The organism is Streptomyces sp. NPDC028368, from assembly GCF_055565615.1.
On sequence record NZ_JBVHTY010000010.1, the window covers coordinates 222,710 to 245,549 of the forward strand.

30 protein-coding genes and 1 pseudogene are annotated in these 22,840 nt (G+C 69.9%); 21 read left to right on the forward strand and 10 right to left on the reverse strand.

Annotated features, from left to right (window positions below; translation table 11 throughout):
• Positions 1–167: 167 nt before the first annotated feature.
• Complete coding sequence (locus tag ACZ4S3_RS23900; RefSeq protein WP_467937368.1) at positions 168–1,070, reverse strand: imine reductase family protein; 903 nt, start codon at positions 1,068–1,070, stop codon at positions 168–170.
• Positions 1,071–1,422: 352 nt separating this feature from the next.
• Here ACZ4S3_RS23900 and ACZ4S3_RS23905 point away from each other — a divergent pair, with 352 nt between their 5' ends.
• From ACZ4S3_RS23905 to ACZ4S3_RS23915, 3 genes are all read left to right on the forward strand, one after another.
• Positions 1,423–2,265 (forward strand): glycerophosphodiester phosphodiesterase, encoded by an 843-nt coding sequence (locus tag ACZ4S3_RS23905; protein WP_467937370.1) that lies wholly within the window; start codon positions 1,423–1,425, stop codon positions 2,263–2,265.
• Between the two features lie 420 nt (positions 2,266–2,685).
• On the forward strand, positions 2,686–3,879 hold the full coding sequence (locus tag ACZ4S3_RS23910) for an acyltransferase family protein (protein ID WP_467937585.1): 1,194 nt from the start codon (positions 2,686–2,688) through the stop codon (positions 3,877–3,879).
• Positions 3,880–4,006: 127 nt separating this feature from the next.
• Positions 4,007–4,261 (forward strand): hypothetical protein, encoded by a 255-nt coding sequence (locus ACZ4S3_RS23915; protein WP_467937372.1) that lies wholly within the window; start codon positions 4,007–4,009, stop codon positions 4,259–4,261.
• Positions 4,262–4,306: 45 nt separating this feature from the next.
• Here the strand turns inward: ACZ4S3_RS23915 and ACZ4S3_RS23920 are convergent, their stop codons facing one another.
• The 3 genes from ACZ4S3_RS23920 to ACZ4S3_RS23930 all read right to left on the reverse strand — a co-directional run bounded on the left by ACZ4S3_RS23920 (position 4,307) and on the right by ACZ4S3_RS23930 (position 6,211).
• Entirely contained in the window at positions 4,307–4,792 is a 486-nt protein-coding gene (locus tag ACZ4S3_RS23920; RefSeq protein ID WP_467937374.1) for a RidA family protein, read from the reverse strand.
• Entirely contained in the window at positions 4,789–5,430 is a 642-nt protein-coding gene (locus ACZ4S3_RS23925) for a DeoR/GlpR family DNA-binding transcription regulator (protein WP_467937376.1), read from the reverse strand. Before ACZ4S3_RS23925 ends, ACZ4S3_RS23920 begins: the two co-directional genes overlap by 4 nt.
• 64 nt (positions 5,431–5,494) lie before the next feature.
• Positions 5,495–6,211, reverse strand: a complete 717-nt coding sequence (locus ACZ4S3_RS23930) for a spheroidene monooxygenase (protein WP_467937378.1) — start codon at positions 6,209–6,211, stop codon at positions 5,495–5,497.
• 178 nt (positions 6,212–6,389) lie between these two features.
• Here ACZ4S3_RS23930 and ACZ4S3_RS23935 point away from each other — a divergent pair, with 178 nt between their 5' ends.
• Both ACZ4S3_RS23935 and ACZ4S3_RS23940 read left to right on the forward strand, forming a co-directional pair.
• Complete coding sequence (locus ACZ4S3_RS23935; protein ID WP_467937380.1) at positions 6,390–7,022, forward strand: TetR/AcrR family transcriptional regulator; 633 nt, start codon at positions 6,390–6,392, stop codon at positions 7,020–7,022.
• A gap of 144 nt (positions 7,023–7,166) precedes the next feature.
• Positions 7,167–7,893: pseudogene (locus ACZ4S3_RS23940) on the forward strand (methyltransferase domain-containing protein).
• 116 nt (positions 7,894–8,009) lie between these two features.
• Here ACZ4S3_RS23940 and ACZ4S3_RS23945 read toward each other — a convergent pair.
• Positions 8,010–9,689 (reverse strand): bifunctional 3'-5' exonuclease/DNA polymerase, encoded by a 1,680-nt coding sequence (locus ACZ4S3_RS23945; RefSeq protein ID WP_467937382.1) that lies wholly within the window; start codon positions 9,687–9,689, stop codon positions 8,010–8,012.
• 444 nt (positions 9,690–10,133) lie between these two features.
• On the opposite strand from ACZ4S3_RS23945, the gene ACZ4S3_RS23950 reads away from it, so the two are divergent.
• From ACZ4S3_RS23950 to ACZ4S3_RS23965, 4 genes are all read left to right on the forward strand, one after another.
• Positions 10,134–10,385, forward strand: a complete 252-nt coding sequence (locus tag ACZ4S3_RS23950) for a chaplin (RefSeq protein ID WP_467937384.1) — start codon at positions 10,134–10,136, stop codon at positions 10,383–10,385.
• A gap of 225 nt (positions 10,386–10,610) precedes the next feature.
• Positions 10,611–10,955, forward strand: coding sequence for a rodlin (locus ACZ4S3_RS23955; RefSeq protein ID WP_467937386.1), 345 nt, complete (start codon positions 10,611–10,613; stop codon positions 10,953–10,955).
• A 356-nt stretch (positions 10,956–11,311) separates the two neighbouring features.
• Positions 11,312–11,545 (forward strand): chaplin, encoded by a 234-nt coding sequence (locus ACZ4S3_RS23960; protein WP_467937587.1) that lies wholly within the window; start codon positions 11,312–11,314, stop codon positions 11,543–11,545.
• A gap of 279 nt (positions 11,546–11,824) precedes the next feature.
• Positions 11,825–12,124 (forward strand): hypothetical protein, encoded by a 300-nt coding sequence (locus tag ACZ4S3_RS23965; RefSeq protein WP_467937388.1) that lies wholly within the window; start codon positions 11,825–11,827, stop codon positions 12,122–12,124.
• A 345-nt stretch (positions 12,125–12,469) separates the two neighbouring features.
• On the opposite strand, the gene ACZ4S3_RS23970 is transcribed toward ACZ4S3_RS23965, so the two are convergent.
• Positions 12,470–13,090: a hypothetical protein gene (locus ACZ4S3_RS23970; protein ID WP_467937390.1), complete on the reverse strand. Its 621-nt coding sequence runs from the start codon at positions 13,088–13,090 to the stop codon at positions 12,470–12,472.
• Positions 13,091–13,515: 425 nt separating this feature from the next.
• Between ACZ4S3_RS23970 and ACZ4S3_RS23975 the strand changes: the two genes are divergently transcribed.
• Both ACZ4S3_RS23975 and ACZ4S3_RS23980 read left to right on the forward strand, forming a co-directional pair.
• Positions 13,516–13,644, forward strand: coding sequence for a hypothetical protein (locus ACZ4S3_RS23975; protein ID WP_467937392.1), 129 nt, complete (start codon positions 13,516–13,518; stop codon positions 13,642–13,644).
• A gap of 504 nt (positions 13,645–14,148) precedes the next feature.
• Complete coding sequence (locus ACZ4S3_RS23980; protein ID WP_467937394.1) at positions 14,149–14,994, forward strand: nitrilase-related carbon-nitrogen hydrolase; 846 nt, start codon at positions 14,149–14,151, stop codon at positions 14,992–14,994.
• Between the two features lie 255 nt (positions 14,995–15,249).
• Here the strand turns inward: ACZ4S3_RS23980 and tatA are convergent, their stop codons facing one another.
• From tatA to rpmB, 3 genes are all read right to left on the reverse strand, one after another.
• Positions 15,250–15,447 carry a Sec-independent protein translocase subunit TatA gene (tatA, locus tag ACZ4S3_RS23985; RefSeq protein WP_467937396.1) on the reverse strand — a complete coding sequence of 66 codons (198 nt, stop codon included), beginning with the start codon at positions 15,445–15,447 and terminating at the stop codon, positions 15,250–15,252.
• Between the two features lie 116 nt (positions 15,448–15,563).
• The gene (gene rpsN, locus ACZ4S3_RS23990; protein ID WP_467937398.1) at positions 15,564–15,893 is read right to left on the reverse strand and encodes a 30S ribosomal protein S14; all 330 of its coding nucleotides are present in this window, start codon (positions 15,891–15,893) and stop codon (positions 15,564–15,566) included.
• On the reverse strand, positions 15,893–16,129 hold the full coding sequence (gene rpmB / locus ACZ4S3_RS23995; protein ID WP_467937399.1) for a 50S ribosomal protein L28: 237 nt from the start codon (positions 16,127–16,129) through the stop codon (positions 15,893–15,895). The genes rpsN and rpmB overlap by 1 nt, the downstream gene beginning before the upstream one ends.
• A gap of 73 nt (positions 16,130–16,202) precedes the next feature.
• Between rpmB and rpmG the strand changes: the two genes are divergently transcribed.
• The 6 genes from rpmG to ACZ4S3_RS24025 all read left to right on the forward strand — a co-directional run bounded on the left by rpmG (position 16,203) and on the right by ACZ4S3_RS24025 (position 18,008).
• Positions 16,203–16,367 (forward strand): 50S ribosomal protein L33, encoded by a 165-nt coding sequence (gene rpmG / locus ACZ4S3_RS24000; RefSeq protein ID WP_467937401.1) that lies wholly within the window; start codon positions 16,203–16,205, stop codon positions 16,365–16,367.
• A gap of 8 nt (positions 16,368–16,375) precedes the next feature.
• Positions 16,376–16,642, forward strand: a complete 267-nt coding sequence (locus ACZ4S3_RS24005; protein WP_467937403.1) for a type B 50S ribosomal protein L31 — start codon at positions 16,376–16,378, stop codon at positions 16,640–16,642.
• The gene (locus tag ACZ4S3_RS24010) at positions 16,639–16,839 is read left to right on the forward strand and encodes a hypothetical protein (protein ID WP_467937589.1); all 201 of its coding nucleotides are present in this window, start codon (positions 16,639–16,641) and stop codon (positions 16,837–16,839) included. The genes ACZ4S3_RS24005 and ACZ4S3_RS24010 overlap by 4 nt, the downstream gene beginning before the upstream one ends.
• A 101-nt stretch (positions 16,840–16,940) precedes the next feature.
• A complete protein-coding gene (locus tag ACZ4S3_RS24015) occupies positions 16,941–17,345 on the forward strand; it encodes an ArsR/SmtB family transcription factor (protein WP_467937405.1) in 405 nt (134 codons plus the stop codon).
• 144 nt (positions 17,346–17,489) lie between these two features.
• On the forward strand, positions 17,490–17,642 hold the full coding sequence (locus ACZ4S3_RS24020) for a hypothetical protein (RefSeq protein ID WP_467937407.1): 153 nt from the start codon (positions 17,490–17,492) through the stop codon (positions 17,640–17,642).
• Positions 17,643–17,747: 105 nt separating this feature from the next.
• On the forward strand, positions 17,748–18,008 hold the full coding sequence (locus ACZ4S3_RS24025) for a DUF397 domain-containing protein (protein ID WP_467937408.1): 261 nt from the start codon (positions 17,748–17,750) through the stop codon (positions 18,006–18,008).
• A 120-nt stretch (positions 18,009–18,128) separates the two neighbouring features.
• Here the strand turns inward: ACZ4S3_RS24025 and ACZ4S3_RS24030 are convergent, their stop codons facing one another.
• Positions 18,129–18,656: an ATP-binding protein gene (locus tag ACZ4S3_RS24030; protein ID WP_467937410.1), complete on the reverse strand. Its 528-nt coding sequence runs from the start codon at positions 18,654–18,656 to the stop codon at positions 18,129–18,131.
• Between the two features lie 311 nt (positions 18,657–18,967).
• Here ACZ4S3_RS24030 and ACZ4S3_RS24035 point away from each other — a divergent pair, with 311 nt between their 5' ends.
• The 4 genes from ACZ4S3_RS24035 to ACZ4S3_RS24050 all read left to right on the forward strand — a co-directional run bounded on the left by ACZ4S3_RS24035 (position 18,968) and on the right by ACZ4S3_RS24050 (position 22,836).
• The gene (locus ACZ4S3_RS24035) at positions 18,968–19,831 is read left to right on the forward strand and encodes a helix-turn-helix domain-containing protein (protein ID WP_467937412.1); all 864 of its coding nucleotides are present in this window, start codon (positions 18,968–18,970) and stop codon (positions 19,829–19,831) included.
• A gap of 84 nt (positions 19,832–19,915) precedes the next feature.
• Positions 19,916–21,373 carry an aldehyde dehydrogenase family protein gene (locus ACZ4S3_RS24040; protein WP_467937414.1) on the forward strand — a complete coding sequence of 486 codons (1,458 nt, stop codon included), beginning with the start codon at positions 19,916–19,918 and terminating at the stop codon, positions 21,371–21,373.
• Positions 21,374–21,522: 149 nt separating this feature from the next.
• A complete protein-coding gene (locus tag ACZ4S3_RS24045) occupies positions 21,523–22,071 on the forward strand; it encodes a DinB family protein (protein WP_467937416.1) in 549 nt (182 codons plus the stop codon).
• Positions 22,072–22,125: 54 nt separating this feature from the next.
• Entirely contained in the window at positions 22,126–22,836 is a 711-nt protein-coding gene (locus ACZ4S3_RS24050; protein ID WP_467937417.1) for a PadR family transcriptional regulator, read from the forward strand.
• Positions 22,837–22,840 lie beyond the last annotated feature (4 nt).

Sequence of the window (22,840 nt, forward strand, 5' to 3'; positions counted from 1 at the left end):
CCCCTCGTGTGGCGCGGCCGGCCCAGGTTATAATGTTGGTCCCTTGGTTATATCTTGGCACTTCGCTAAAACATAACCCCATTGCCCACCCCGGGGGGGGGCCCCCCCCCCGCGCCGCCCCCCCCCCCCCGACGTGGTGACTGCCGCTCACTCTTCTCGGTGGCCGCTCACTTCTTACGGAAGTGCTCGACCAGCCGCGAGTAGCTGTCATTGGCATGGCCCGCCTCGACGGCCCTGGTCACCAGGTCGAGGGTGTAGCCGGGGAACTCGTCATTGATCTTCCGCGCCCGGCTCTCCGCCACCAGGTCCTTGACCGACGGCAGATGGTGCTGCAGCGCCCCGAACTCCGCCCCGTACTCGCCGCGGTCGACCTCATCGGCCATGAACGGGAAGGACCCCAGCAGCGCGGAGACGGACGGGCCCGCCTGCTCCAGGAACTGCTTCACCTCGATGCCCTCGCTGGAGAGCAGCGCGGCCGCGTGCAGGAAGCCGTTGAGCGTCCCCCACATCGTGCCGTGCACGGCCATCCCGTACAGGGTCGGCACGCCCGCATCGGGCGCGATCAGGCCGCCCTTGCCGCCCAGCAGCGCCAGCGCCCCCGCATACCGCTCGTAGACGGCCTTGGAGCCGCCGTAGAACACCACGGTCTCCGGCGAGCCCACGCCCGGCGCGATCGTCATGATCTGCCCGTGGAGGTACTCCACACCTTCGCCGGCCGCCCACTCGGCCACCGCCCTGGCCTCCGCGGACGTGCCGTCCGTCAGGTTGATCACGGCGCGGCCGGCCAGCGCGTCGCCCGCCGACTCCAGCAGCTCGCGGGCGACCGCATTGCCCTTCACGCTGACGACGACGACCGATCCGGCGGCAACGGCGGCACGGACGCTCTCCGCCCGCTGCGCCCCCTTGGCGACCAGGGCGTCGGCCTTCTCCGGCGTACGGTTCCACACCGTCGTCGGATGCCCGCCGTTCAGGAACGCACCCGCCAGCGCGGTGCCCATTTCGCCCAGGCCGAGCACCGTCACGGCCGCCGGGGCGCCGTTTCCGGAGGTAGAGGTGGAGCTGGTGGTCATGAATGGCCCTCTCTCGAGTGGAGAACGAGGCGTACGGACATTTCCGGCGGACATTCCGGGGTGAACCCGCCCAGTGCGACGCCAATTCCAGGCTACATTCGGCGAGTTGACCAACTCTTGGGATAACTGCAATTTCGGGCATATAGCCCCGGCCTTGGCCGAATATCGCGCGGAGTTTGTCACCTCCGGAACGCGGGGGACGCGGGGGACGAGGGGGCGCGGGGGAGGGCGCCGGGGGCGTCGGGGCGCCGGGGGCGCCGGTGCCGGACGCCTGCCCGCACGAATGGCCGTCCCGTGTGGCGGGCGCCCGGGGAGGGCCGCATGTTGGGAGGGAGCGACCAGGAGGCTCCCCATGCTTCGGAGACCGATGAGGCCCGCCGCGGCGGGCGTCGCCTTCGTGGCCATGGCGGCGGTGCCACTGGCCGCGGCGGGCACCGGGCCGAGAACGGGGGCCGGGGCGCCGCTGGTCATAGCCCACCGTGGCGCCTCCCGCTACGCACCCGAGAACACCCTCGCCGCCGTGGACGCCGCCTACCACCGCGGGCTGATATGGGTCGAGAACGACGTGCAGCGCACCAAGGACGGCCGGCTGGTGGTCATGCACGACACCACGCTGCGGCGGACCACCGACGCCGAAAAGGTGTTCCCCGGGCGGGCGCCCTGGCGGATACGGGATTTCACCGCGGCCGAGATAGCCAGGCTGGACGCCGGCAGCTGGTTCGGGCCGCGGTTCACGGGGGAGCGGGTGCCGACCCTGGCCGATTATCTGCGCCGTCTGGACCACAACGACCAGCGGCTCTTGCTGGAGATCAAGTCCCCCAAGTCCTACCCCGGAATCGAGGCGGGCATCGTCCGCGAACTACGCCGCCACGGATGGCTGGATCGTGCGCATGTGAGGAGCCGCCTGGTCGTCCAGAGCTTCTGCGTCACGTGCGTAAAGGCGGTGCACGGGCTGGTGCCCCAGGTGCGTACGGGAATTCTGGGAGCGCCCGGTACGGACCGGCTGGCGCGTTACGCCCGATTCGCCGACCAGATCAACCCCCGTATGTCCGCGCTCAGTTCACGCTGGATCGCGGCCGTCCACCGGCTGCGCGGCCCGCACGGCAGGCCGTTGCAGATCTATGCGTGGGATGTGGGCAAGAACACGGGTGTGCGGGAGGCGAGGGCCCGGGGGATTGAAGGGGTCATCACCTAGGGCGTATTGCGGGGGCATTGTCTTGATTTCGCGTGTCGCCGGATCCGGTTCCGCACATACGTCTGCCGCACGGTACGTTCAGGGTCCGTGAAGGCGGTGTGGAAGCCGGACAAGTGGCCGGTCGGGCGCGCCGGGCGGGGATTTACGGGATTCCCGCGGCACGGCTATGGTGCCAGAGATGTTCGACGCCGCCACACTCCCCGTAAAAGAACTAAGACGCAGGATTTGGCTTTTGGGTTCCGTTTTGGGGCCCGGTGCGGGCCCGCGTCCAGCTCCTCCTCAGGGTTCGTTCCAGGAGGGCCCTTGAAGAACGATTTTCCGGCGTACGGCCAGCGGCGGGCGCCTCTTCCCCCGCAGCGGCAGGTGCCCGATGAGGCGTCGTACGACCCGCTGAGAACGGCGGGCGCGACGACCGCCACCATGGCGCCGGCGGCCGCGACGGCCACCGGGACCGGCACCGCCGTCCGGCCGTCGCCGCAGGCGAACCCGGCCGGCCCCGGTACGCGTGCCAAGCCCGCCGCCGGGTCGCACGGTCGGCACAAGGCGCGCAAGGCGCACGGAAAGGCCCAGGCCGGAGCCGACGCCAAGGCGAAGCCCCGCGATGCCTTCTTCGACAACGCGAAGTACCTGGCCATCGTCCTGGTGGCGATGGGGCATTCCTGGGAGCCGCTGCGCGACGGCAGCCGGTCGGCGGCCGCGCTCTACATCACCGTGTACGCCTTCCACATGCCGGCGTTCATCATCATCTCCGGCTATTTCTCGCGCAGTTTCGATATGCGCAAGGACCGGCTGCAGCGGCTGATCACCGGCGTCGTGGTCCCGTACATCCTCTTCGAGGTCGCCTACACGCTCTTCAAGCGGTGGGCGGACGACGACCCGCATTACCCGATCAGCCTCCTGGACCCCTGGTACCTGACGTGGTTCCTGCTGGCCTTGTTCATCTGGCGGTTGACCACCCCGCTGTGGAAGATCGTGCGCTGGCCGGTCCCGCTGGCGCTGGCCATCGCCACGCTCGCCTCCATATCGCCGGAGATGGGCAATGACCTCGATCTCCACCGGGTGCTGCAGTTCCTGCCGTTCTTCGTCGTGGGTCTGTGCCTGAAGGCCGAGCACTTCAAGCTCGTACGCCGCAAGGAAGCGCGGATCGCGGCCGTACCGGTCTTCGCCGCCGCGCTGGTCTTCGCGTACTGGGCGGCGCCGCGGATGAATGCCGCGTGGTTCTACCACCGCGATGCCGCACAGGAACTGGCCGCTCCCTGGTGGAGCGGTGTGGTGATGACGCTGGCCACGTTCGGCTGCTCGCTGGTCCTGGTGGCCTGCTTCTTCGCCTGGGTGCCGGGCCGGACGATGTGGTGCACGGCGCTGGGCGCGGGCACGCTCTACGGCTACCTGCTGCACGGCTTCCTCGCCAAGGGCTCGCGCTTTTGGAACTGGTACGACAACCCGTGGATGCACACGCCCTGGGGCGCGGTGGTGCTGACGCTCATCGCGGGCAGCGTCGTCACGGTGCTGTGCACACCGCCCGTGCAGCGGGCCTTCCGTTGGGCCATGGAGCCCAAGATGACCTGGGCGTTCAAGAAAGACCCGGTCGGCATGGCCCGCAGCCGGAACTGACCGGCCGGCGTCAGCGGCGTGTGAACGGTGTCAGGGGCACCTGTCCTACCGGACGATCCGGTGGAACAGGTGCCCCTGACGCATACGACTCCGGGCTCCTGCCCAGCTCATGCGTCTCCCGGCCGCGATGCCCCCTCCCGACCCGCGACACGCCCTCCTGGCCCGCCCCAGGTCTCACTTCTTCCTGCTCAGCCCCTACGCCTTCCTGCTCAGCCCTACGCCTTCCTGGTCCGCCCGACCTGGGCCCGCGGACGAAGAGGTCCGCGAGATCGCCCCGGAGGAGACCCCGGAGCTCCTGGAGATGGAATTCGGGATCACCCTGTCGAGGGCGGACGCCGAGGCGCTGGTGGCGTTTCAGCGGGACTTCGCGGCTGCCCCTTAGGGGGAGGGGTGGGCTCGTCCCTTAGGGGTGGGGAAGGCCCCTGGCCTATGGATGTCCAGGTCGGACGACGGCGATGCCTTCGATTTCCACCAGGGCCGCCTCGTCCCAGAGGCGGGTCGCGCCGATCACGGCCATGGCCGGGAAATCGCTGCCGACCAGGCGCTTCCACACCCGGCCGATTTCCCGGGCGTGAGCGCGGTAGTCGGCGACATCGACGGCGAAGACGGTGAGCTTGGCGAGGTCGGACGGGGTGGCGCCGGCGGCCGCCGCCACGTCGAGGAGGTTCGTCAGCGCCCGCTCGAACTGCGCCACGATGCCGTCGCCGACGATCCGGCCCGTACCGTCGAGGGCGGTCTGCCCGGCGAGAAACACCATGGTCCCGGAGGCCGCGCGCACGGCGTGGCTGAATCCCGTGGGCGGCGCGAGATGGGGCGGGTTGATGCGCTCCAGGCCGGTGCCGGTGCCGGTGCCGGTGCCGACGCCGGGCGTGCCGGAGGCGGGTGGCACGGGGGTCTCAGCGCTCATGCTCATCTCGGGTGGGCTCCCTCCGCCGCCAACTCGTATCGCACACCCAGGGATTGAAGCGCGTCCCGCTCCTCCTGGGGAAGCTCTTCGTCGGAGATGACGAGATCGAAGTCGGCCGGCGGTGCCGGCTCGTACAGCGCCTGACGGCCGAACGTGGAGTGGTCCACCAGCAGCACCTTGCGCTGGGCCGCGGCCATCAGCGCCCGCTTGACCAGGACGTTCTCCTGCGCCTGGTGGTAGCAGTGGCCGTTGTCGACGGCGGAGGTGGACAGAGTGGACAGAAAGGCGACATCGGCGCGGAAGCTGCGGGCGATATCCGCGGTGGACATGCCCAGGAACGCATTGAACGCCGCGTGGTACTCGCCGCCCAGCGCGATCACCCGGATATCGGGCTCCTCGGCCAGCTCATTGATGACCTGCAGGGAGTTGGTGATGACGGTGAACGCGCCCCGCGAGGACAGCGTCAGAGCCAGCGGCAGCGCCGTACTGGAGTCGTCGATGATCACGGCCTGGCCGGGCTCGGCCGGCACCCGGTCCGCGATCCGCTTACGGCGGTCCCGGGGACCGATCTTGGTCATCGCACCGTCGGCCGGCTGCCCATCGGTCCCGGCCGAGCCCTCAGGAACCCCATCGCTGTCGCTCAACGCTGGTCCCTTCCCGGCTCGCCCATCGGCCACCCGCCTGTCCACGGCCCCCTACCCGGGGAGTTTAGGCCGTACCGCCCCGGGGAGCCCCTGCCCAGGCCGCGGCGGCCTCCGCCACCGGCTCCCGGCCGTCCAGCAAGCCCCGCGCCCCGTACGGCAGGCAGCGCACGAACGCCGCCTCGTGATGGAAAGGCTTCGCCTGATGCCCCTCGATGGCCCCCTTGTGCTCGGGCTGCGCGGATCCGTAGGCGTAACGACTCATCTCCGCCACGCTGCGCCATATCGAGAAGGTGCCGACGAACCGCGGCGGCCTGGCCAGGGCGACGGAGGCGACCAGCGAGGGATCGGCCGCGGCCCGGCCGGAGGCCCGGGAGTTGGCACGCAGGAACGGCACCGCGCGTCGCAGCCGCAGCCTCCCGAGGGTGAGCACGGCAACCGGCCCGTCCGCGTCCGCCGCCGCGGCGCCGGGGCCGAGCTCCACCGGCAGGTCACTCCACGCCCCCGCGGCCCGTATCGGCTGCAGCCGTACATGCCAGCCGCCGGCCATCCGCCGGGGCAGCGGATCCTCGGCGAGGAAGCGGTCGAGGGCGGCGTCGTCCTCCCACGCGGCAATCAGCGCGGCCCGGCCCGGCCGCAGCCTCGGGAAGCCTGCCGCGATGCCCCCGGTGAGTGTGGTCTCCGCGTAACGGAGGCCGGGAACGGCGCCCGGCCGCGGGCGCGCATCCAGCACGGCCCGCGCGGAGCGCACCCCGACGTCGGCGAAATGAACGGACATCATCATGTCGAACCCCCCGAATCGCGACCTGCACCAGACATCGCCCAAGCCCTTCGCCCAAGCTTCTTCGCCCAAGCCGTCCAGCTAAGTTACTGATACGTATACCGCTTGGTACACCACTTAGTGTGGTCCGTGCGGGCCGCAAAGGCCACCCGAAACCACCATCGGAAATGAGCCAGATCACGTGAGTGAGATCGACCGGAGCCGGACCGCCCGCGCCGAGGCCCGCACGCGTATCGAGGACGCCGCCGCCCGGCTCTTCGCGGAGCGCGGCTATGCGGGCACGACCATCGGCGAGATCGCCGCCGAGGCCGGCCTGAGTAAGCCGATGCTCTACCGCCACTTCGACTCCAAGCAGGAGCTGCACCTCGCCCTGCTGGAGCGGCACCGCGACGAGCTGGCCGCCGCGCCCATCCGCGAACTCCTCGACGGGGAAGGGGACCTGGACGCCCGGATGGCGGGGATGTACGACGCCTGGTTCGGCCATGTGCGGAGCCATCCGTACATCTGGCGCCTGATGTTCCGGGACACCACCGGGGACCCTGAGGTACAGGATTTCCACCGCGAACTGCAGCGCAGACAGCGGGAGACCGACATGGCGCTGCTCCGCGCCTACGTGCCCGGCATCCCGGAAGCCGAGCTGGAGCCGCTGGGCGAGGCGATCCGCAGCGCGCTCTACGGACTCGCGCTGTGGTGGCTGGAAAACCCCGAGCGCCCGCGCGACGTCCTGGTGGCGGCGATGCTGCGGATCACCCGTGGCCTGATCGCGACCGTCGAGTCCCCGACGGCGGGACGGGGCGACGCCGGCGGGGCCTGAGCCCCCGTGGCGCAGGCGTCCCCGCAACTCCCCATTCGGCCCCGCAACTCCCCATTCCCGCTGAACTCGCCCTCCACCGCACCTGTTTGACTGTCCGGCATGTCTGCGAACCTCGGAGTGCCCCGCCCGGACCAGGCCGCCTACATGCTGCGAGCCGCCGCCACCGACGCGGGCCGCGCGTACAAGCGGCAGCTCCTCGGCCTGCTGGACGTCCGGACCGGCCAGACCGCGCTGGACGTCGGCTGCGGGCCCGGCACCGACCTCGGCGCGTTCGCCGAACTCGTCGGTCACGGCGGGACGGTGATCGGTGTGGACCGTGACCCGGCGATGCTCGCGGAGGCCCGCCGCCGCACCACCGGCCTGCCCGGCGTCGAGATCCGCGAGGGCGACGCGCACGCTGCCCGTCGAGCCCGGGAGCGTGGACCGGGCCCGGATCGACCGTGTCCTGATGCACGTGGCCGACCCCGCCGCCGCCCTCGCCCAGCTGCACCGCGCCACCCGCCCCGGAGCCCTGATCGGGCTCGCCGAACCCGACTGGGACACCCTGGTCGTCGACGCGGACGACCTCGACACGAGCCGGGCCTTCACGCGCTACACCGCCACCGTCGCAGTCCGCAACGCCACCATCGGCCGCCGCCTCGCCCGCCACGCCGAACAGGCCGGATTCACCGTCGAGACCGTGCTGGCCACCACCCCGGTCCTGCGGGACTTCCCCTCCGCCGACCACACCCTGGGACTGGGCCGCAACACCCAAAAGGCCATCGACTCCGGTCACATCGACGAGGATCGCGGCCGCCGCTGGTTCGCCTCACTCGCCGAAGGCCCCTTCCTGGCCTCCTTCAGCCTCTTCACCGTGATCTGCTCCCGCTGAGCGGCCGGCCCGCATACCCCGTCCGCTTCCCTCCCCCTCCATCACTCCGCAACCCGTCACTCCGCCACCCGCCACTCCGCCACCCGTCACTCCGCCACCCGTCACTTCGCAACCCGTCACTTCGCCTCCGCATAGCAGTCCACCACCGCCGTGGTGAACGGAAAGCGGACCGGTGTGTCCCCGAAGGCGATCCGGCCCGCGGCCGTGGCCGCCGTCGCGATGGCCTCGGAGACGGTGCCGGCCTCCTCGGCCGGGCAGTGCACGATCACCTCGTCGTGCTGAAAGAAGACCAGCTCGGCACGGAGCCCGCCCCGGAACAGCGCATGGCGCAGCGCGGCCAGCATCACCAGGGCCCAGTCGGCGGCGCTGCCCTGGACGACGAAGTTACGGGTGAACCGGCCGCGGGCACGGGCCGCCGAGCTGCTGCCGTAACCGGCGGGCGCGTCCTCCTCCTGGGGCAGGCCCGCCTCGTCGGGGGCCGCTACGGACACGGGCGGGCAGGTGCGGCCCATCCACGTGCGCACCAGGCGGCCCTCCTCGCCGGCGCGGGCCGCGTCGTCGACATAGGCCACCGCGGCCGGATAGCGGCGGCGCAGATCGGCCATGTGCTTAAGGGCATCGCCGGACGTCTGGCCGTAGATGGCGCCCAGCAGGGCGAGCTTGGCCTGGGCGCGGTCGCCGCGGAAGGCGCGAGCGGCGAGGTCGGCGTACAGGTCCTCGCCGCTGCCGGCCACCTCCATCAGGCCGCGGTCGCGGGAGACGGCGGCCAGCACCCGGGGCTCCATCTGGTCGGCATCCGCGACCACCAGACGCCATCCCGGATCCGCGAGCACGGCCTGCCGGATCACCTTGGGGATCTGCAGCGCGCCGCCGCCATTGGTCGTCCAGCGGCCGGAGACCGTGCCGCCGGGGAGGTACTCGGGGTGGAAGCGGCCGTCGCGCACCCATTGCTGCAGCCAGGACCAGCCATGGGCGGTGTGCAGGCGGTAGAGGGACTTGTACTCCAGCAGCGGGGCGACCGCGGGATGGTCGATCTGCTGAAGCTCCCATTTACGGGTCGAGGTGAGCGAAATCCCGGCGCGGGCAAAGGCCTTGATGATGTCGTTCGGCAGATCCGGGCGCACCCGCGCGCCCGGCCCGAAGGCGCGCGACACCTCTTCCGCCAGCTCCGCCATCCGCCGCGGCTCCAGACCGCCCGGATAGCGCTCGCCCAGCAGCCCGTCCAGCACCTCGCGGTGCACATCCGCCCGCCACGGCACCCCGGCCCGCGCCATCTCCGCGGCGACCAGCATGCCCGCCGACTCGGAGGCGATCAGCAGCCGCATCCGCTCCGGGTGCTCGGCCTTGTCCGTACGGGCCACCTGGCCGGCATACACCTCCAGCAGCGCCGTGAGCTCGTCCGTGCCCGGCGGCAGCGGCACCGGGCCGGGCTCGAACAGCGAGGGCTGGGTCTCGGCGGCCCGCGCCGGCGCGTCCTCGGGGACCGGCAGGCGGTGCAGCCGCGCCCAAGCGGCGGCCAGCGAGCGCGGCTGGCCCGACTGGCCCTCCTCATGGCCGATCAGCAGCGCCTCGGCCGCCTCGACGTCGTAACAGCGCCCGGCCCGCACCCCGGCCGCCAGCAGCCGACGGTAGATCTCCGCCGTGGAGCGCCACACCCACCGCTCGACCTCGGGCCGCGCCCGCACCGCCTCGGCGAGCGAGGGCTCCTCCAGCACCGGCCCGGCAGCCCGGCCGTCCGAGGTGAGCGGGCAGAGACGAGCACCCCCGTCGCCCGTCTCCACCACCGCCCATCTCATGTCCCTGAGTCTGGCACCAGGGTCTGACAATCGCCCTGACCTGCGCCTTCGACACCCACAGCCCCCGCGGAATCCCTTGACGGCCGGCCGCAACCAGCCGGTCCGCGCCACCAGCGGCCCCTCCCGCCCCCTGCACCGCGCCACATGGCCGGCCTCCCCCTCCGGACCCGCCCGCGCCGGCCCCTCCGCGTCCTCGGTCAGCACAGGCGCGCCGCCCTCACCGTCGACCTCCATGCACGCGACGCCACTGACAAAAACGCCGCGTGACAACGGAACTTGAGCCGACGAGACATGTCATGATGATGACTTCCGCCGTATTCGGAGCGGAATGCGACACCTTCACCCGAATGCTCCGCTACCTCCGGCCAGGTTGATGCGTTGAGCAGCTTGTCGCTCTAAGCGGCGCGTACAGACCATGAATGCCGCTCAGTTAAGAGGTTCGCAGTGAAGCTTGTTTCGAAGGCCGCCGTACTGTCTGCCGCCGCGGGCGTCGCCGTTGTCGGCGGAGCCGGAATCGCCAACGCCGGCGGGCACAGCGGTGCCCACGCCGTCGCCGGCGCCAAGAACTCCCCCGGCGTGATCTCCGGCAACGTGGTCCAGGTGCCGATCGCCGTTCCGATCAACGTCTGCGGCAACACCGTCAATGTCGCCGCAGTGCTCAACCCGGCGTTCGGCAACCGGTGCATCAACCGCTGACCCTCGCCTAGCGCCAGGAAAAAGGCCGGTACGCGCTCTCCGTACCGGCCTTTCGCCTACCCGAAAGTCGGCCGCGAAAGTCGGTCGCGAAAGCCGTAGCCCTCAGGGCCGATGGCAGATGTCCATGGTTCTGCGGCATTCGGGTGAAGGGGCGAAACCGCACCTTCGGCAGCAAGTTGACCAGTGCGCTCCGCATGCGGGCACTTGCTCCGAGAAGGGTAAATCGTGATCAAGAAGATCCTGGCCACGACGGCCGTAGCCGCGTCCGTCGCCGGAATCTCGGCGGCGGTCGCCCCCCAGGCCATGGCGATCGGCGAGCAGAACGGCACTTCCACGGTCCACGGCAACGGCGCCGTGAGCACGTTCGGCAACCCCACCACCCACGGCAGGATGAGCCCGCAGCTGGAGCGCATCCAGGGATCGCTGAACAGGATCTGCGTCGGCGTGCCGGTCAAGTCGAACAGCCGCTCGCTCCTCGGCGCCGTACCGATCGCGGCGAAAGACATCGTTGTGCTGTCCTCGCCGCAGAACCGGCAGTGCGCCGAGAACAACGGGGCCCACAAGCGCTGATCCGGCCACCGCCCGCACGCCCGGACCGTCCGCTCACTCCTCCCGGGCGGGCCGGGCGCGCGGCGGCTTGCGGCGGTGGGGACGGAAATTCTGGCCCCCCTTTCGGTAGGAATTCGCATTCGGCGAGTCCCTCGCTTGTTCGACTGTGTTGGTTTTGCGGCTTAGCATGCACCACGGTAATCCCCGAAACGGCCTTGCATCATTCGGGCGATTCCTCCGAAAACTGTGCCGCAGGAGTTTCGTCGGCGAGGGAAAATCGTTACCACTATTGGTAGCGGAGTTACGGGCGAGCAGGTTTCCGCCCGTGCGACACGACGGTCGTGTTCGTTACGGACCCGCTGCAGGAAGGGCTGAAAGTGAAGTACGCAAAGGTCGCTGCAGTTACTGCCGGCACGCTCATGGCAGTGGGCGCGGCTGCGCCGGCGTTCGCCGACGCGGGTGCCGTTGGTGGCGCCAAGCACTCTCCCGGGGTGCTCTCCGGCAATGTCGTCCAGGTGCCGATCCATGTGCCGGTCAATGTTTGCGGGAACACCGTGAACGTCATCGCGCTGCTCAACCCGGCGTTCGGCAACCGCTGCCTCAACCGCTGACGCACAACAATTTCGAGCAGGTCGTTCTGACCGGCCCCGGCGCGCAGTCCATGCGTGCCGGGGCCGTCGGCGTTCGGCGTTCGGCGTTCGGCGAGTGAAACGCGAACGGGGCGCTTCTTTCGGGTGGCGTTGCCAGGAACGGGAAACTTCGGAGTTTCTCCGGGCGGCGGGACTCGTTAGTCAGGGTGAAAGCGGTGATCCGAGCAGTGAAGTGATTGCTCACGCGGCGCTGGTGTCGCGAGCCCATCAAGCACCGCCCCGAGAAGGGACAGCGAAAAAGTGAAGTACGCGAAGTCAGCCGCGATTGTTGCCGGTTCTGTTTTGGCGATGGGCGCGGCCGCCCCCGCTTTCGCCGCCGGCCCCACCGCCCCGCGCATGAACACCAACAGCGGGCTGGACGGACACCAGCTCGTGCCGCTGGTCAAGACGGTCAAGGAGACCGCGGAGACGGTGAAGTACGGCCCCAAGAACTTCCTCCACGGCAACCAGTTCGGCGGCAAGAAGGGGCTGCTCGGCGGGCTGCCGATCGGGAAGGAATTCCCGGGAGCGCGCCCGGGAGCGCGCCCCGGCCTTCGCTGACTTCACGAATCGGCCTCGCCGCTCGGCACGACGGATCAGGGTGCCGGCCGCTGACCGGCTGTAGAGGACCCGGTTCGCCCAGACCTCCTTCTTCTGGGCGACCCGGGTTTTTCGTGTTCGCGCGTCCGATAATCCGCCGCAGCGATCGGCATTGTTATTCGCTCGTGACCGAAGTATGCCGCACGGGGTCGTTAGCCATGGCGTGTGGAGGGACGCATGCCAATGCCCTTGCGAGATTGATGGGGCTGCCAGGGCATTGGCATGCCGGCCGAAAACGGAAACATGAAAAAGCAGGGCCCGCGCCGCCGCCGCAGCCGGCGGCGCGGGCCCTGTGGCGTATCGGGGTCAGGAAATTCCTCCGGGCAGTCTGGGGAGTGAGGGCAGGCCCGGCAGATCGGGGGCCGGCAGCCCGCCGAGAGTAATGCTGACAAGGACGTTCGCCAGGGCGGTGACACTGCTCATCACGGCATGGGTGACGGTTTCCGTATCGCCCTTCGCAATCGCCTTGAGCAATGCGTCGGACTTTTCCTTGAGGCCGTTCAGGGCGTCGGCCCTGAGGTCGTCGGCGGCCTTTGTGGTGCTGCGCCGCGAACCGTTGTCGGGCTGGGAAATGGAGGGCACGGAAGGTGCCGTGGGGCCGGCCTGCTGGGCGGCGGTGATGGCATTCGTGATGGCCGTCGTGTGTGCGGTGATGCGATCGGGCGCCAGCTTGCCGTTGTCGGGGGCCGTGAGGACGTCATTGATCAGATCGGTCACCGGGCTGAGGACGCCGGCGATATCTCCGAGGCTTTTGGCCTGGGCCTTGAGCGCGCCGGTGTTCGGCAGCGGGGCCTGCGGCGTGGAGGCGTCGGCGGAACGGGCCGGCGTGTCGTCCATGGAGGCGACGGCCGTTCCCGCGGCGGCCAGGGCGAGTGCTCCGCACACGGCGGAGGAGACGAGGAGACCGGCCTTCCGGGACATGCGCATGGAAGGTTCCTTTCCGTGGTGTGCGAAGGAGCCGTGGTGGGCGGGGGAGTCGTACGGGGGAGGGGCCCATCGCCACCCTGCGAGCGGTATTGACGGCCTGCAAGATCTGGTGCGGCAGATGGGCGATATGGCGGCGCGGTAAAGGCGGGTGACGCCTTATCGGCAGACGCACCTCCATCTCTTCGGGTGATGGTGCGGAACCGGCTCCCGTATGGCGGGTTGTTCAAACGGCGCTTCCGTTTCGGGAGTTCCTTCTCCCGAAGGGCAATTCGCAATGAAGAAGATGAAGGCGGGTGCCGGCCGGGGCGGCGTCGCCGGTCGGAATCGCCGTGGCGGCCGTACCGCGGGCGAGGGCGAGCGGCGGCCGGTACGGCACCACACGGACAACGGAAACGGCGTCGCGTCCGAACAACCTCGTCATCGGCGTGCCCGCAGAGGCCCACAGCGCGTCGGCGCTCGCCAGGAACGCGACGCGGGCCACCGGTGACGAGGCGTTGTCGCGCCACCTGGGCGACGTCCCGGTGCTGTCCGGCAACGGGGCCCGCAACCACTGACGGCCGGCCGGTCGGTCCTCCGTTCCAGCGCTTGCGTCCTCGGGCGGCCGGCGGCCGGGGGTCGGCGGCCGGGGGCCGGGAGGGGGAGCCACGGAGCGTGAAGATGTGTGTGCGCGTGGCTGTCATGTCCGCGGTCAGGAAGCGCCGCCGGTGCGGTGGGGCGGCCGGCCGAGCGGGTCCGGCGGGCCGCTCGGCCTGGGCCGCCCGGCCGAGGCGGCCGTCGGCATCGCCGGACGACTCGGCCGTGCGCCGTCGTACCTCCGCCGCCGGGCGGACTGCGGCTGGAAGCCGCCCTGCGGGTCGTACGACGGATCGTGCGGATCAACGCGTGAAATCTGTGTACGGCACGGGAAGGATCGTTCTTTCGCCCTTTGGTGGAGGCCGCTCTGCCTGGGGGTTTGACGTGCCAGGGCAGCGCGGTGCTTGATCCGGGAGCCCGCGGGGCCGGGACCTGGCAATATTGTGAATAAGCCGCAAAGCCGACTGATCGGTGAGGTGTGGGCCATGCGCATTGCACTGGCGCAGACGGACTGTGTGCTGGGTGAGGTGCAGGAGAACCTCGATCACGCCCGTGAGCAGATCATGCAGGCGGCGGAGCAGGGCGCCGATCTCGTCGTCTTCCCCGAACTGAGCCTGCACGGCTACCACTTGGGCGTACTCAAGCGGGACGCCGCCATCGAATTGCGCGATCCGCGGCTGCTGGAGCTGAGCACCCTCGGCCCCGATGTGCTGGTCGGCTTCCATGAGCACACCAGCCTGCGCGCGTACAACGCCGCGGCGCATTACGCGGACGGGGCGTTGCTGCACGCACACCGCAAGCTCTATCTGCCCAACTACCTTGCCTGGGAGGAGCGGAAGCACGTCAGCCCGGGGCAGTCACTGCGCGCGTACGACCTGACGAAGTCGGCGAGCGGCGGGCGGGGCGCCATGCTGGTGTGCAATGACGCGTGGCAGCCGGTGCTGCCGTGGCTGGCGGTGCAGGACGGCGCCGAGGTGCTGTTCGTGCCGACCAACAGCGCGGCGAGCCTGGATCCGGAGGCGATGGACACCGGCGTCTACTGGGACACGCTGCTGTCCTATACGGCGCGGATGCTGCAGTGCTGGGTGGTGTTCGTCAACCGGGTCGGGAATGAGCACGGCGCCACGTTCTGGGGCGGCTCGCGGGTGGTGGACCCGCGGGGAATGGTGGTCGCGCAGGCGCCCAAATGGGAGCCCGCGCTGGTCACCGTCGACATCGATCCCGCCGAGGCGCGCCGGCAGCGACGCGCGGTGCCGCTGGTCGCCGAGGCCCGGCTGGGGCTGGTCGACCGCGAGGTGCGGCGGCTGATCGACGAGGGCGGGGACAGCTAGGGGGCGGTCGAACGCATCCCGTAGGGGTTGCACGCGCCCCCTGCGGGGCCACAACGTGGCGGGGGTGGGGTGGTATTCCCGTGGCGCACCGCATGTCCAACGTGACCGGCGTGACCGGTACGACGGGCGTGACCGGTACGGCGGACGGACCGACGTGACCGACGTGACCGACGGGAAGGGCGTGACCGGCGGGACGGGCGCGTCGCCGCCCAAGGCCGGTCCGCGGCCCATCAGTGGCCAGGGGCGGCCCCGCCGTCAGTGGCTGGGGGTCGACTCCGCGCGGGGCGGCTCGGCCTGGCGTTCGTCCTTGAGGGCCGTGGCCTCGGACTTGAGGATGCGCATCGAGCGGCCGAGGCCGCGTGCCATGTCGGGCAGCTTCTTCGAGCCGAAGAGCAGCACGAGGACCGCGATGATCAGGATGAGGTGCCAGGGCTCGAAGGCGTTGCGGAGCATGCGCGCGCTCGCTTTCGTCGGGGGCCTGCGGACGGTCTGTCCAGTATTACCCGAACGGTCCGGCCGCCCGGTCCAGGGGGGCGCACCCAGCTACCGGACGGCCGGTGGCGCATCTATCAGCTCGACTTGCGGAAGCCCGGCGGATAGCCCTGGTAGGCCGCCGCGCGCAGCCGTACGCGGGAGAGGCCGAAGGCGCGGAAGTAGCCGCGGCGGCGGCCGTCGGCGCTGTCGCGCTGACGGACCCGGGTGGCGCCGGCGTCCCGCGGCCGGCGGGGGAGCGCGCGCTGGGCGGCGTCGCGCTCCTCCTCCGGCGTCTGCGGATTGCGGATGACGGCCTTCAGCACCGCCCGCCGCGCCGCATAGAGGGCCACCATCACGCGGCGCTTCTCGTTCTTCCCGTTCTTCCCGTTCTTCCCGTTCTTGGCGATCTTGCTCTGCTTGGCCATCAGGCCTTCTCTCCCCGGGCGCGGATTCGGGCGACGGCCGCCTCGATCCCGATCGTGTCGACGGTCTTGATGCCCTTGGCGCTGCGTGTGAGCCGGATGTGCCGGCCCTCGCTTTCGAGCCAGTAGCGCTTGCGCCGGATGGTGGGGTCGAAGCGGGGTGGGGTGCGGCGGTGCGAGTGGGAGAGGGAATTGCCGAAGCCCGGCGCGCGGCCGGTCAGCTGGCAGTGGGCGGACAAGGTGCGGTCCCTTCGGTCGTCGGCCCAGGTGAGGACCTATTGAAAATGGAAACCATTTCCGTATACTACCCACATGGCCCGCAACGAACTACGCCCGGTCGTCAAGCTCCGGTCCACCGCCGGCACCGGCTACACGTACGTCACCCGCAAGAACCGCCGTAACGACCCCGACCGCCTGGAACTGCGCAAGTACGACCCGGTCGCCGGTCGTCACGCCGCCTTCCGAGAGGAGCGCTGAAGACAGCCATGAAGCCTGGAATCCACCCCGCGTACGGGCCCGTCGTCTTCCGCGACCGGGCCGCCGACTTCGCCTTTCTGACCCGCTCGACGGCGACCAGCGAGAAGACCGTCGAGTGGGAGGACGGGAACACCTATCCCGTCATCGACGTCGAGATCTCCTCGGTGAGCCACCCCTTCTACACGGGCACCGCCCGGGTCATGGACGCCGCGGGCCGCGTCGAGCGGTTCGAGCGCCGTTACGGCAAGCCGTCCGGCAATCGCGGGGCCCGCTGACGGAGCGGCTCGATGTCGCGCTGGTGGGCGGCCTGCTGCGGAGGTTCCCCTCCGGCTGCGGCAACATCCGCGGCCGCCGGGGCGCCCTGGTCACCGCGCGGCGGCAGCGGCAGCAGCGGCAGCCGGCCCGCGCGGTCAAGAACGCGCGAGAGGCGGCGCGCCTGCCGTATGCCGCGCGGTGGCGCGTGTCGTGCTGAGACGGCGCCGCTCGGGGGCAGGGCGCAATGACAGGTAGGAGGACAGGTAGGAGATTCCCTACGCTTGATGTGTAGGGGATCTCCTGCGTACGTTCGGTGCCGTGAACGCCACTCCTGTACGTCACCAAGGCCCCGCCCTGTCCGGCCCCGGTCAGGACCGGGTCTTCGCGGCGTTGGCCAATGCCACCCGCCGCGAGGTGCTGCGCCTGCTGCGCGAGGACGGGCCGCAGCCCGTCCAGCAGATCGCCGGGCACTTCGCGATGCGCCGGCCGAGCCTGTCCGAGCATCTGAAGGTGCTGCGGGAGGCCGGGCTGGTGAGCGAGGAGCGGGCCGGCCGGCAGCGGATCTACCGCCTGGAGGCCGCACCGCTCGGCGAGGTGCAGGACTGGCTCTCCCCCTACGAGTGGTTCTGGCGCGCGAAGCTCGCGAGCCTGGGGGAGCCGCTCGACCGCATTCCCGACGACCACACCCCCCACGGCCGCACCCCTGACGAAGAGGCGCCATGAACTCCCCTGCTTTCCCGGCTCCCGAGGACGACCCGGCGGACGCGACCACGATCCGCCTCGCGCACTTCCTGGCGCACCCTCCCCCAAGCTCTCAAGGAGCAGGAGGGGCAGGGCAGCCTCGCCGACTGGACGATCGCCTGGACCTTGGAACCCGAAGGCCGCGGCACCCGTCTCTTCCTCGTCCATGAGGGCTTCGACCCCGACGATCCGTACCAGGTGCAGGCGCATCGCATCATGGGCGGCGGCTGGCGGTCGATTGTGACGGAGCGTTTGGGGCAGGTGCTCGACGAGCTGTGACGGTTGCGGCACGCCCTGTCGTGCACGTGCATCTGCGCATGCATCTGCATGCGAACGCAGCTATGATCCCGGGCAGTTGACGCCCTTTCTCACTGGGAGAGCCCTGTGCCCCACGCATACAACGGCATGGCCGCAACGGATCTCCGTGATGCGCCCTGGCAGAAGAGCCGGCACAGCAATTCCCAGGGCTCGTGCGTGGAATTCGCGAAGCTGCCCGGGGGCGACATCGCCGTACGCAACTCCCGCTTTCCCGACGGGCCGGCGCTCATCTACACCCCGGCCGAGGTCGAGGCGATGCTGCTCGGCGTCAAGGACGGGGAGTTCGACCACCTCGTACGCGATCAGGCGCGCAGGTCCGACGTCTGACGTATGACGTGCGGCCGCGCAGGGGCGGACGCACGGTGAAGGCCCTGTCCTGGCGGTCGAGCCGCCGGGCAGGGCCTTGGGTGTGTGACCTTGGGCGCGAGGGGATCGGGTCTGCCGGTGCTACGGCAGCCGGAACTGGGCCCATACGATCTTGCCGTGCATGGCGCCGGTCAGCCGGTGCCAGCCCCAGCTGTCGCTGAAGGACTCCACCAGATAGAGCCCGCGGCCCGATTCCGCGGCCGAGTCGGCTTCCCCGGCCACCGGTGAGGCGTCGCTGGGGTCGCGTACCGCGCAGATCAGCCGGGACGACCAGCGCATCAGATGGAGCCGGGCGGGTGCGGTGCAGGCGGCCCCTTCCGCCGTGCGCGGTTCCGGGACCCGGGGCTCCGGGGTGAGCAGCTCCGCGGGGGCGAGGACGGCATGCCGCAGGGCGTTGGTGACGAGCTCGGAGACCACCAGGGCGACTCCGTCGAAGAGGTCGTCCAGGTCCCAGTCCTGAAGTGTGTCGCGGGTGAACTTCCGTGCACCGCCGACCGATTCGTACCGCGGCGGGAGCGTGCAGGACACGGATCCGGAGACGGACAAGGGGTCGACGGGAGGAAGGCCCTGCCATAACGGCTCGAGCATGGTCAAAACCCTGGTCCCCATGCGAGGCACTCCTGGCGTTCGCGGACGTCATGATCCTGGCCGGTCAGCCGGATCTGGCGGATCTTTCACGAGCGTGCATGCGTGCGATGCCTATCGTTCCCAATGACCACGACAGATGCAAGGGCAGATGCACGTGCACGCGCCGTGATTGCGTAGAGACAGACGGTTTGAGGGCGATTTTCCCTCCGCTTTCTTGTGGAGGGCTTGCGCGGAAGTCACATATCAGTAACTGCACGAGCACTCAACGGAGCCTGGACGTGGCAGACTGCGGCGCACCATTGGACGGGGTGGGTCACAGGAGGGTCTGAGAGGTGTCCGAAGGTGAGTCGAGCGGATCGGTGGTGCGGCGCATCCTGCTGGGGTCGCAGCTCCGCAGGCTTCGTGAATCGCGCGGCATAACCCGCGAGGCGGCCGGCTACTCGATCCGGGCGTCCGAATCCAAGATCAGCCGCATGGAATTGGGGCGGGTGAGCTTCAAGGCGCGGGATGTGGAGGATCTGCTCTCGCTGTACGGGGTCGGGGACGAGCAGGAGCGCGACGCCCTGCTCTCGCTCGCCCGTGAGGCCAACGCCACGGGCTGGTGGCACAGTTACACCGATGTACTGCCCGGATGGTTCCAGACGTATGTCGGCCTGGAGGGTTCGACTTCCCTCATCCGCAACTACGAAGTCCAGTTCATCCACGGACTGTTGCAGACCGAGGACTATGCACATGCCGTCGTCAAGAGCGGAATGCCCGGTGCCGGCCCCGCCGATATAGACCGCCGGGTCGCGCTGCGACTGGAGCGCCAGAAGCTGCTGGTGGCCGAGCGCCCCGCGGAATTCCACTGTGTGCTGGATGAGGCGGCGCTGCGCCGTCCTTATGGTGAACGCGCGGTAATGCGCGAGCAGTTGCGGCATCTGATCGAGGTGTCCGAACGGCCGAATGTGCACCTTCAGGTGATGCCGTTCAGCTTCGGCGGGCATGCGGCGGAGAGCGGAGCGTTCACCATGCTCGGCTTCCCGGATTCGGGGCTGCCGGACATCGTCTATCTGGAACAGCTGACCAGCGCGCTGTACGTGGACAAGCCCGAGGAAGTGGCCCAGTACGCACGGGCGATGGACCGGCTGCGGGAGGAGGGGCCGAATCCGGCCGAGACCCGTGACCTGTTGCGTGGTCTCCTCCAACTGATGTGACGCGTGGGTAGGATGAAAAACCATCAGGAGTCAGCACCCCCCAATGCGGCGCCCTGAGCGCCCTGTTCTCCAGATCGGGATGGCATGTCCTACTTCGACGAGTTGGCCTATCAGTTCATCGACGGCGAGTGGCGCTCGGGCAGCGGCTCTTGGGACATCGTCGATTTCAACCCGTACAACGGCGAGAAGCTGTCCTCCATAACCGTGGCCACGGTCGAGGAGATCGACCAGGCCTACCGTGCCGCGGAGCGGGCACAGCGGGAGTGGGGCGCCACCAATCCGTACACCCGCCGGCTGGTCTTCGAGCGGGCGCTGCGGATCATCGACGACCGCGAGGCGGAGCTGGGCGCGGCCATCGCCGCGGAGGTCGGCGGCACCCATGCCAAGGTGGGCTTCGAGCTGCATCTCGCACGGGAATTCCTGCGTGAGGCGATCCAGCTGGCGCTGCGCGCCGAAGGCCGGATCCTGCCCTCGCCCATTGACGGCAAGGAGAACCGCCTCTACCGGCTGCCGGTCGGCGTCGTCGGCGTGATCAGCCCGTTCAACTTCCCCTTCCTCCTCTCCCTCAAGTCCGTCGCGCCCGCCCTCGCGCTGGGCAACGCCGTCGTCCTCAAGCCGCACCAGAACACCCCGATCTGCGGCGGCGGACTGGTCGCCAAGATCTTCGAGGAGGCCGGGCTGCCGGCCGGGCTGCTCAACGTCGTGGTCACCGACATCGCCGAGATCGGGGATGCGCTGATCGAGCACCCGGTGCCCAAGACCATCTCCTTCACCGGCTCGGAGAAGGTCGGCCGCCATGTCGCGACGGTCGCCGCCGCCCACTTCAAGCACGCGGTTCTGGAGCTGGGCGGCAACAGCGCGCTGGTCGTCCTCGACGACGCCGACATCGACTACGCCGTCGACGCGGCCGTCTTCAGCCGCTTCATCCACCAGGGCCAGGTCTGCATGGCCGCCAACCGCGTGCTCGTGGACCGGGCCGTGGAGCAGGAGTTCACCGAGAAGTTCGTCGCCAAGATCGCGACCCTGAAGGTGGGCGACCCCACCGACCCGGGCACCCATATCGGCCCGCTGATCAACGAGGGCCAGGCCGAGGCCATCGCCGCGCTGGTGGACCGGGCCGTCGCCGACGGGGCCTCGGCGCTCCTCCACGGCGAGACCCGGGGCACCCTCGTCGCGCCGAGCGTGCTGGGCGGCCTGCCGGAGGACTCCCCGCTGCTCGCCCAGGAGATCTTCGGCCCGGTGGTGCTGCTGATTCCCTTCGACGGTGACGACGAGGCCGTACGGCTCACCAACTCCACGCCCTACGGGCTCAGCGGCGCCGTGCACACCGGGGACATCGAGCGCGGCGTGCGGTTCGCCAAGCGCATCGACACCGGAATGATTCACATCAACGACGGCACGGTGCACGACGAGCCGATCGTGCCCTTCGGCGGCGAGAAGAGCTCCGGGGTGGGGCGGCTGAACGGGGACGCGATGGTGGAGGCGTTCACCACGACGAAGTGGATCTCCATTCAGCACGGGCGGTCGCAGTTCCCGTTCTGACAGCGTTCGGACAGCGGCGTTCTGCCAGCGGCGAGACGAGTTTGGTCAATGAGGACACCTACTGACCTCATTGGTTCGTAGCGTGAGGGGTGTCGGAAGGCGGACGGCACGGGGCCGTCCGCCGGTGGACGCCACGAAAGGCGGCTGTTATGCCCACTCATGTTCTTGCCGAGGCCGAGGGTGACGAGCGCGGCGCGCTGCTGGCCTTCCTGGAGGCGCAGCGCGGCGGGCTGCGGCGGGCGGTCCTGGGGCTGACCGAGGAGCAGGCCACGGACCGGCCCAGCGCCAGCGAGCTGACGCTGGGCGGGCTGGTCAAGCATGTCGCGGAGGTCGAACAGCGCTGGGTCGAGATGGCCCAGGAGCTGCCGCCGACCGTCGCACGAGACCAGGACACCTGGCATCTGAGCTTCCGGCTGGAGGACGGCGAAACGCTCGCCGGCGTGCTGGCCTACTGGGACAAGGTCGCGCGGCTGACGGAGGAGTTCATCCGCGCCGTACCGAGCCTGAACGACACCTTCCCGCTGCCGGAGGCGCCGTGGTACCCGCCGCAGGCCCGGCAGTCGATGCGCTGGCTGGTGCTGCATCTGATCGAGGAGACCGCCCGGCACGCGGGTCACGCCGACATCATCCGCGAGTCCCTGGACGGCAAGACGGCCTTTGCGCTGGTGGACGAGGAGCGACAGGCGCAGGAGGGGTAGCGGGGGCGCGCCCGTCTACGCTGGCGGCGAAGGCGCGTAAGGGGTTGAGAGACGATGTCGGCGATCCGGCTGTTGGTGTTGGGCGCCGTGCGGCAGCACGGGCGGGCGCACGGCTATCAGGTGCGTAACGACCTGGAGTACTGGGGCGCCCATGAGTGGTCCAACGCCAAGCCGGGGTCGATCTATCACGCGCTCAAGCAGATGGCGAAGCAAGGCCTGCTGATCGCCCATGACATCGCGCCCAGCACCGCCGGCGGTCCGCCCCGTACCGAATACGAGCTGACCGAGGCGGGCGAGGCGGAATTCTTCACGCTGCTGCGCGCGGCACTCTCGCAGCACGACCAGAAGGCCGACGTGCTGAGCGCCGGCATCGGTTTCCTCCTCGATCTGCCGCGGGCCGAGGCGGTGGCGCTGCTCAAGGAGCGGGTGCGGGCGCTGGAGGAGTGGCGTAGCACGGTCACCGAGTACTACACGCCCGAGGAAGGGCCCGGACAGCTCGGCCACATCGGCGAGATCATGAACATGTGGGTGTGCTCCGCGGACAGCGGTGCGCAGTGGACCCGGGGGCTGATCGAGCGGATCGAGGGCGGGGCGTATGTCTTCGCGGGGGAGGGGGAGCCGTTCGTGGGCGTGCTCGCGGAGGGCGAGGAGAACCCGTACGCGACGGGGGGAGCGAAGCGGGGGGAGCGGCGGGCCGAGGAGTCGGCGCGGCCGGGGGAGCCGGTGCGGTCCGGGGAGTCGCGGCGGTCCGGCGACGGTCGCTGACCGC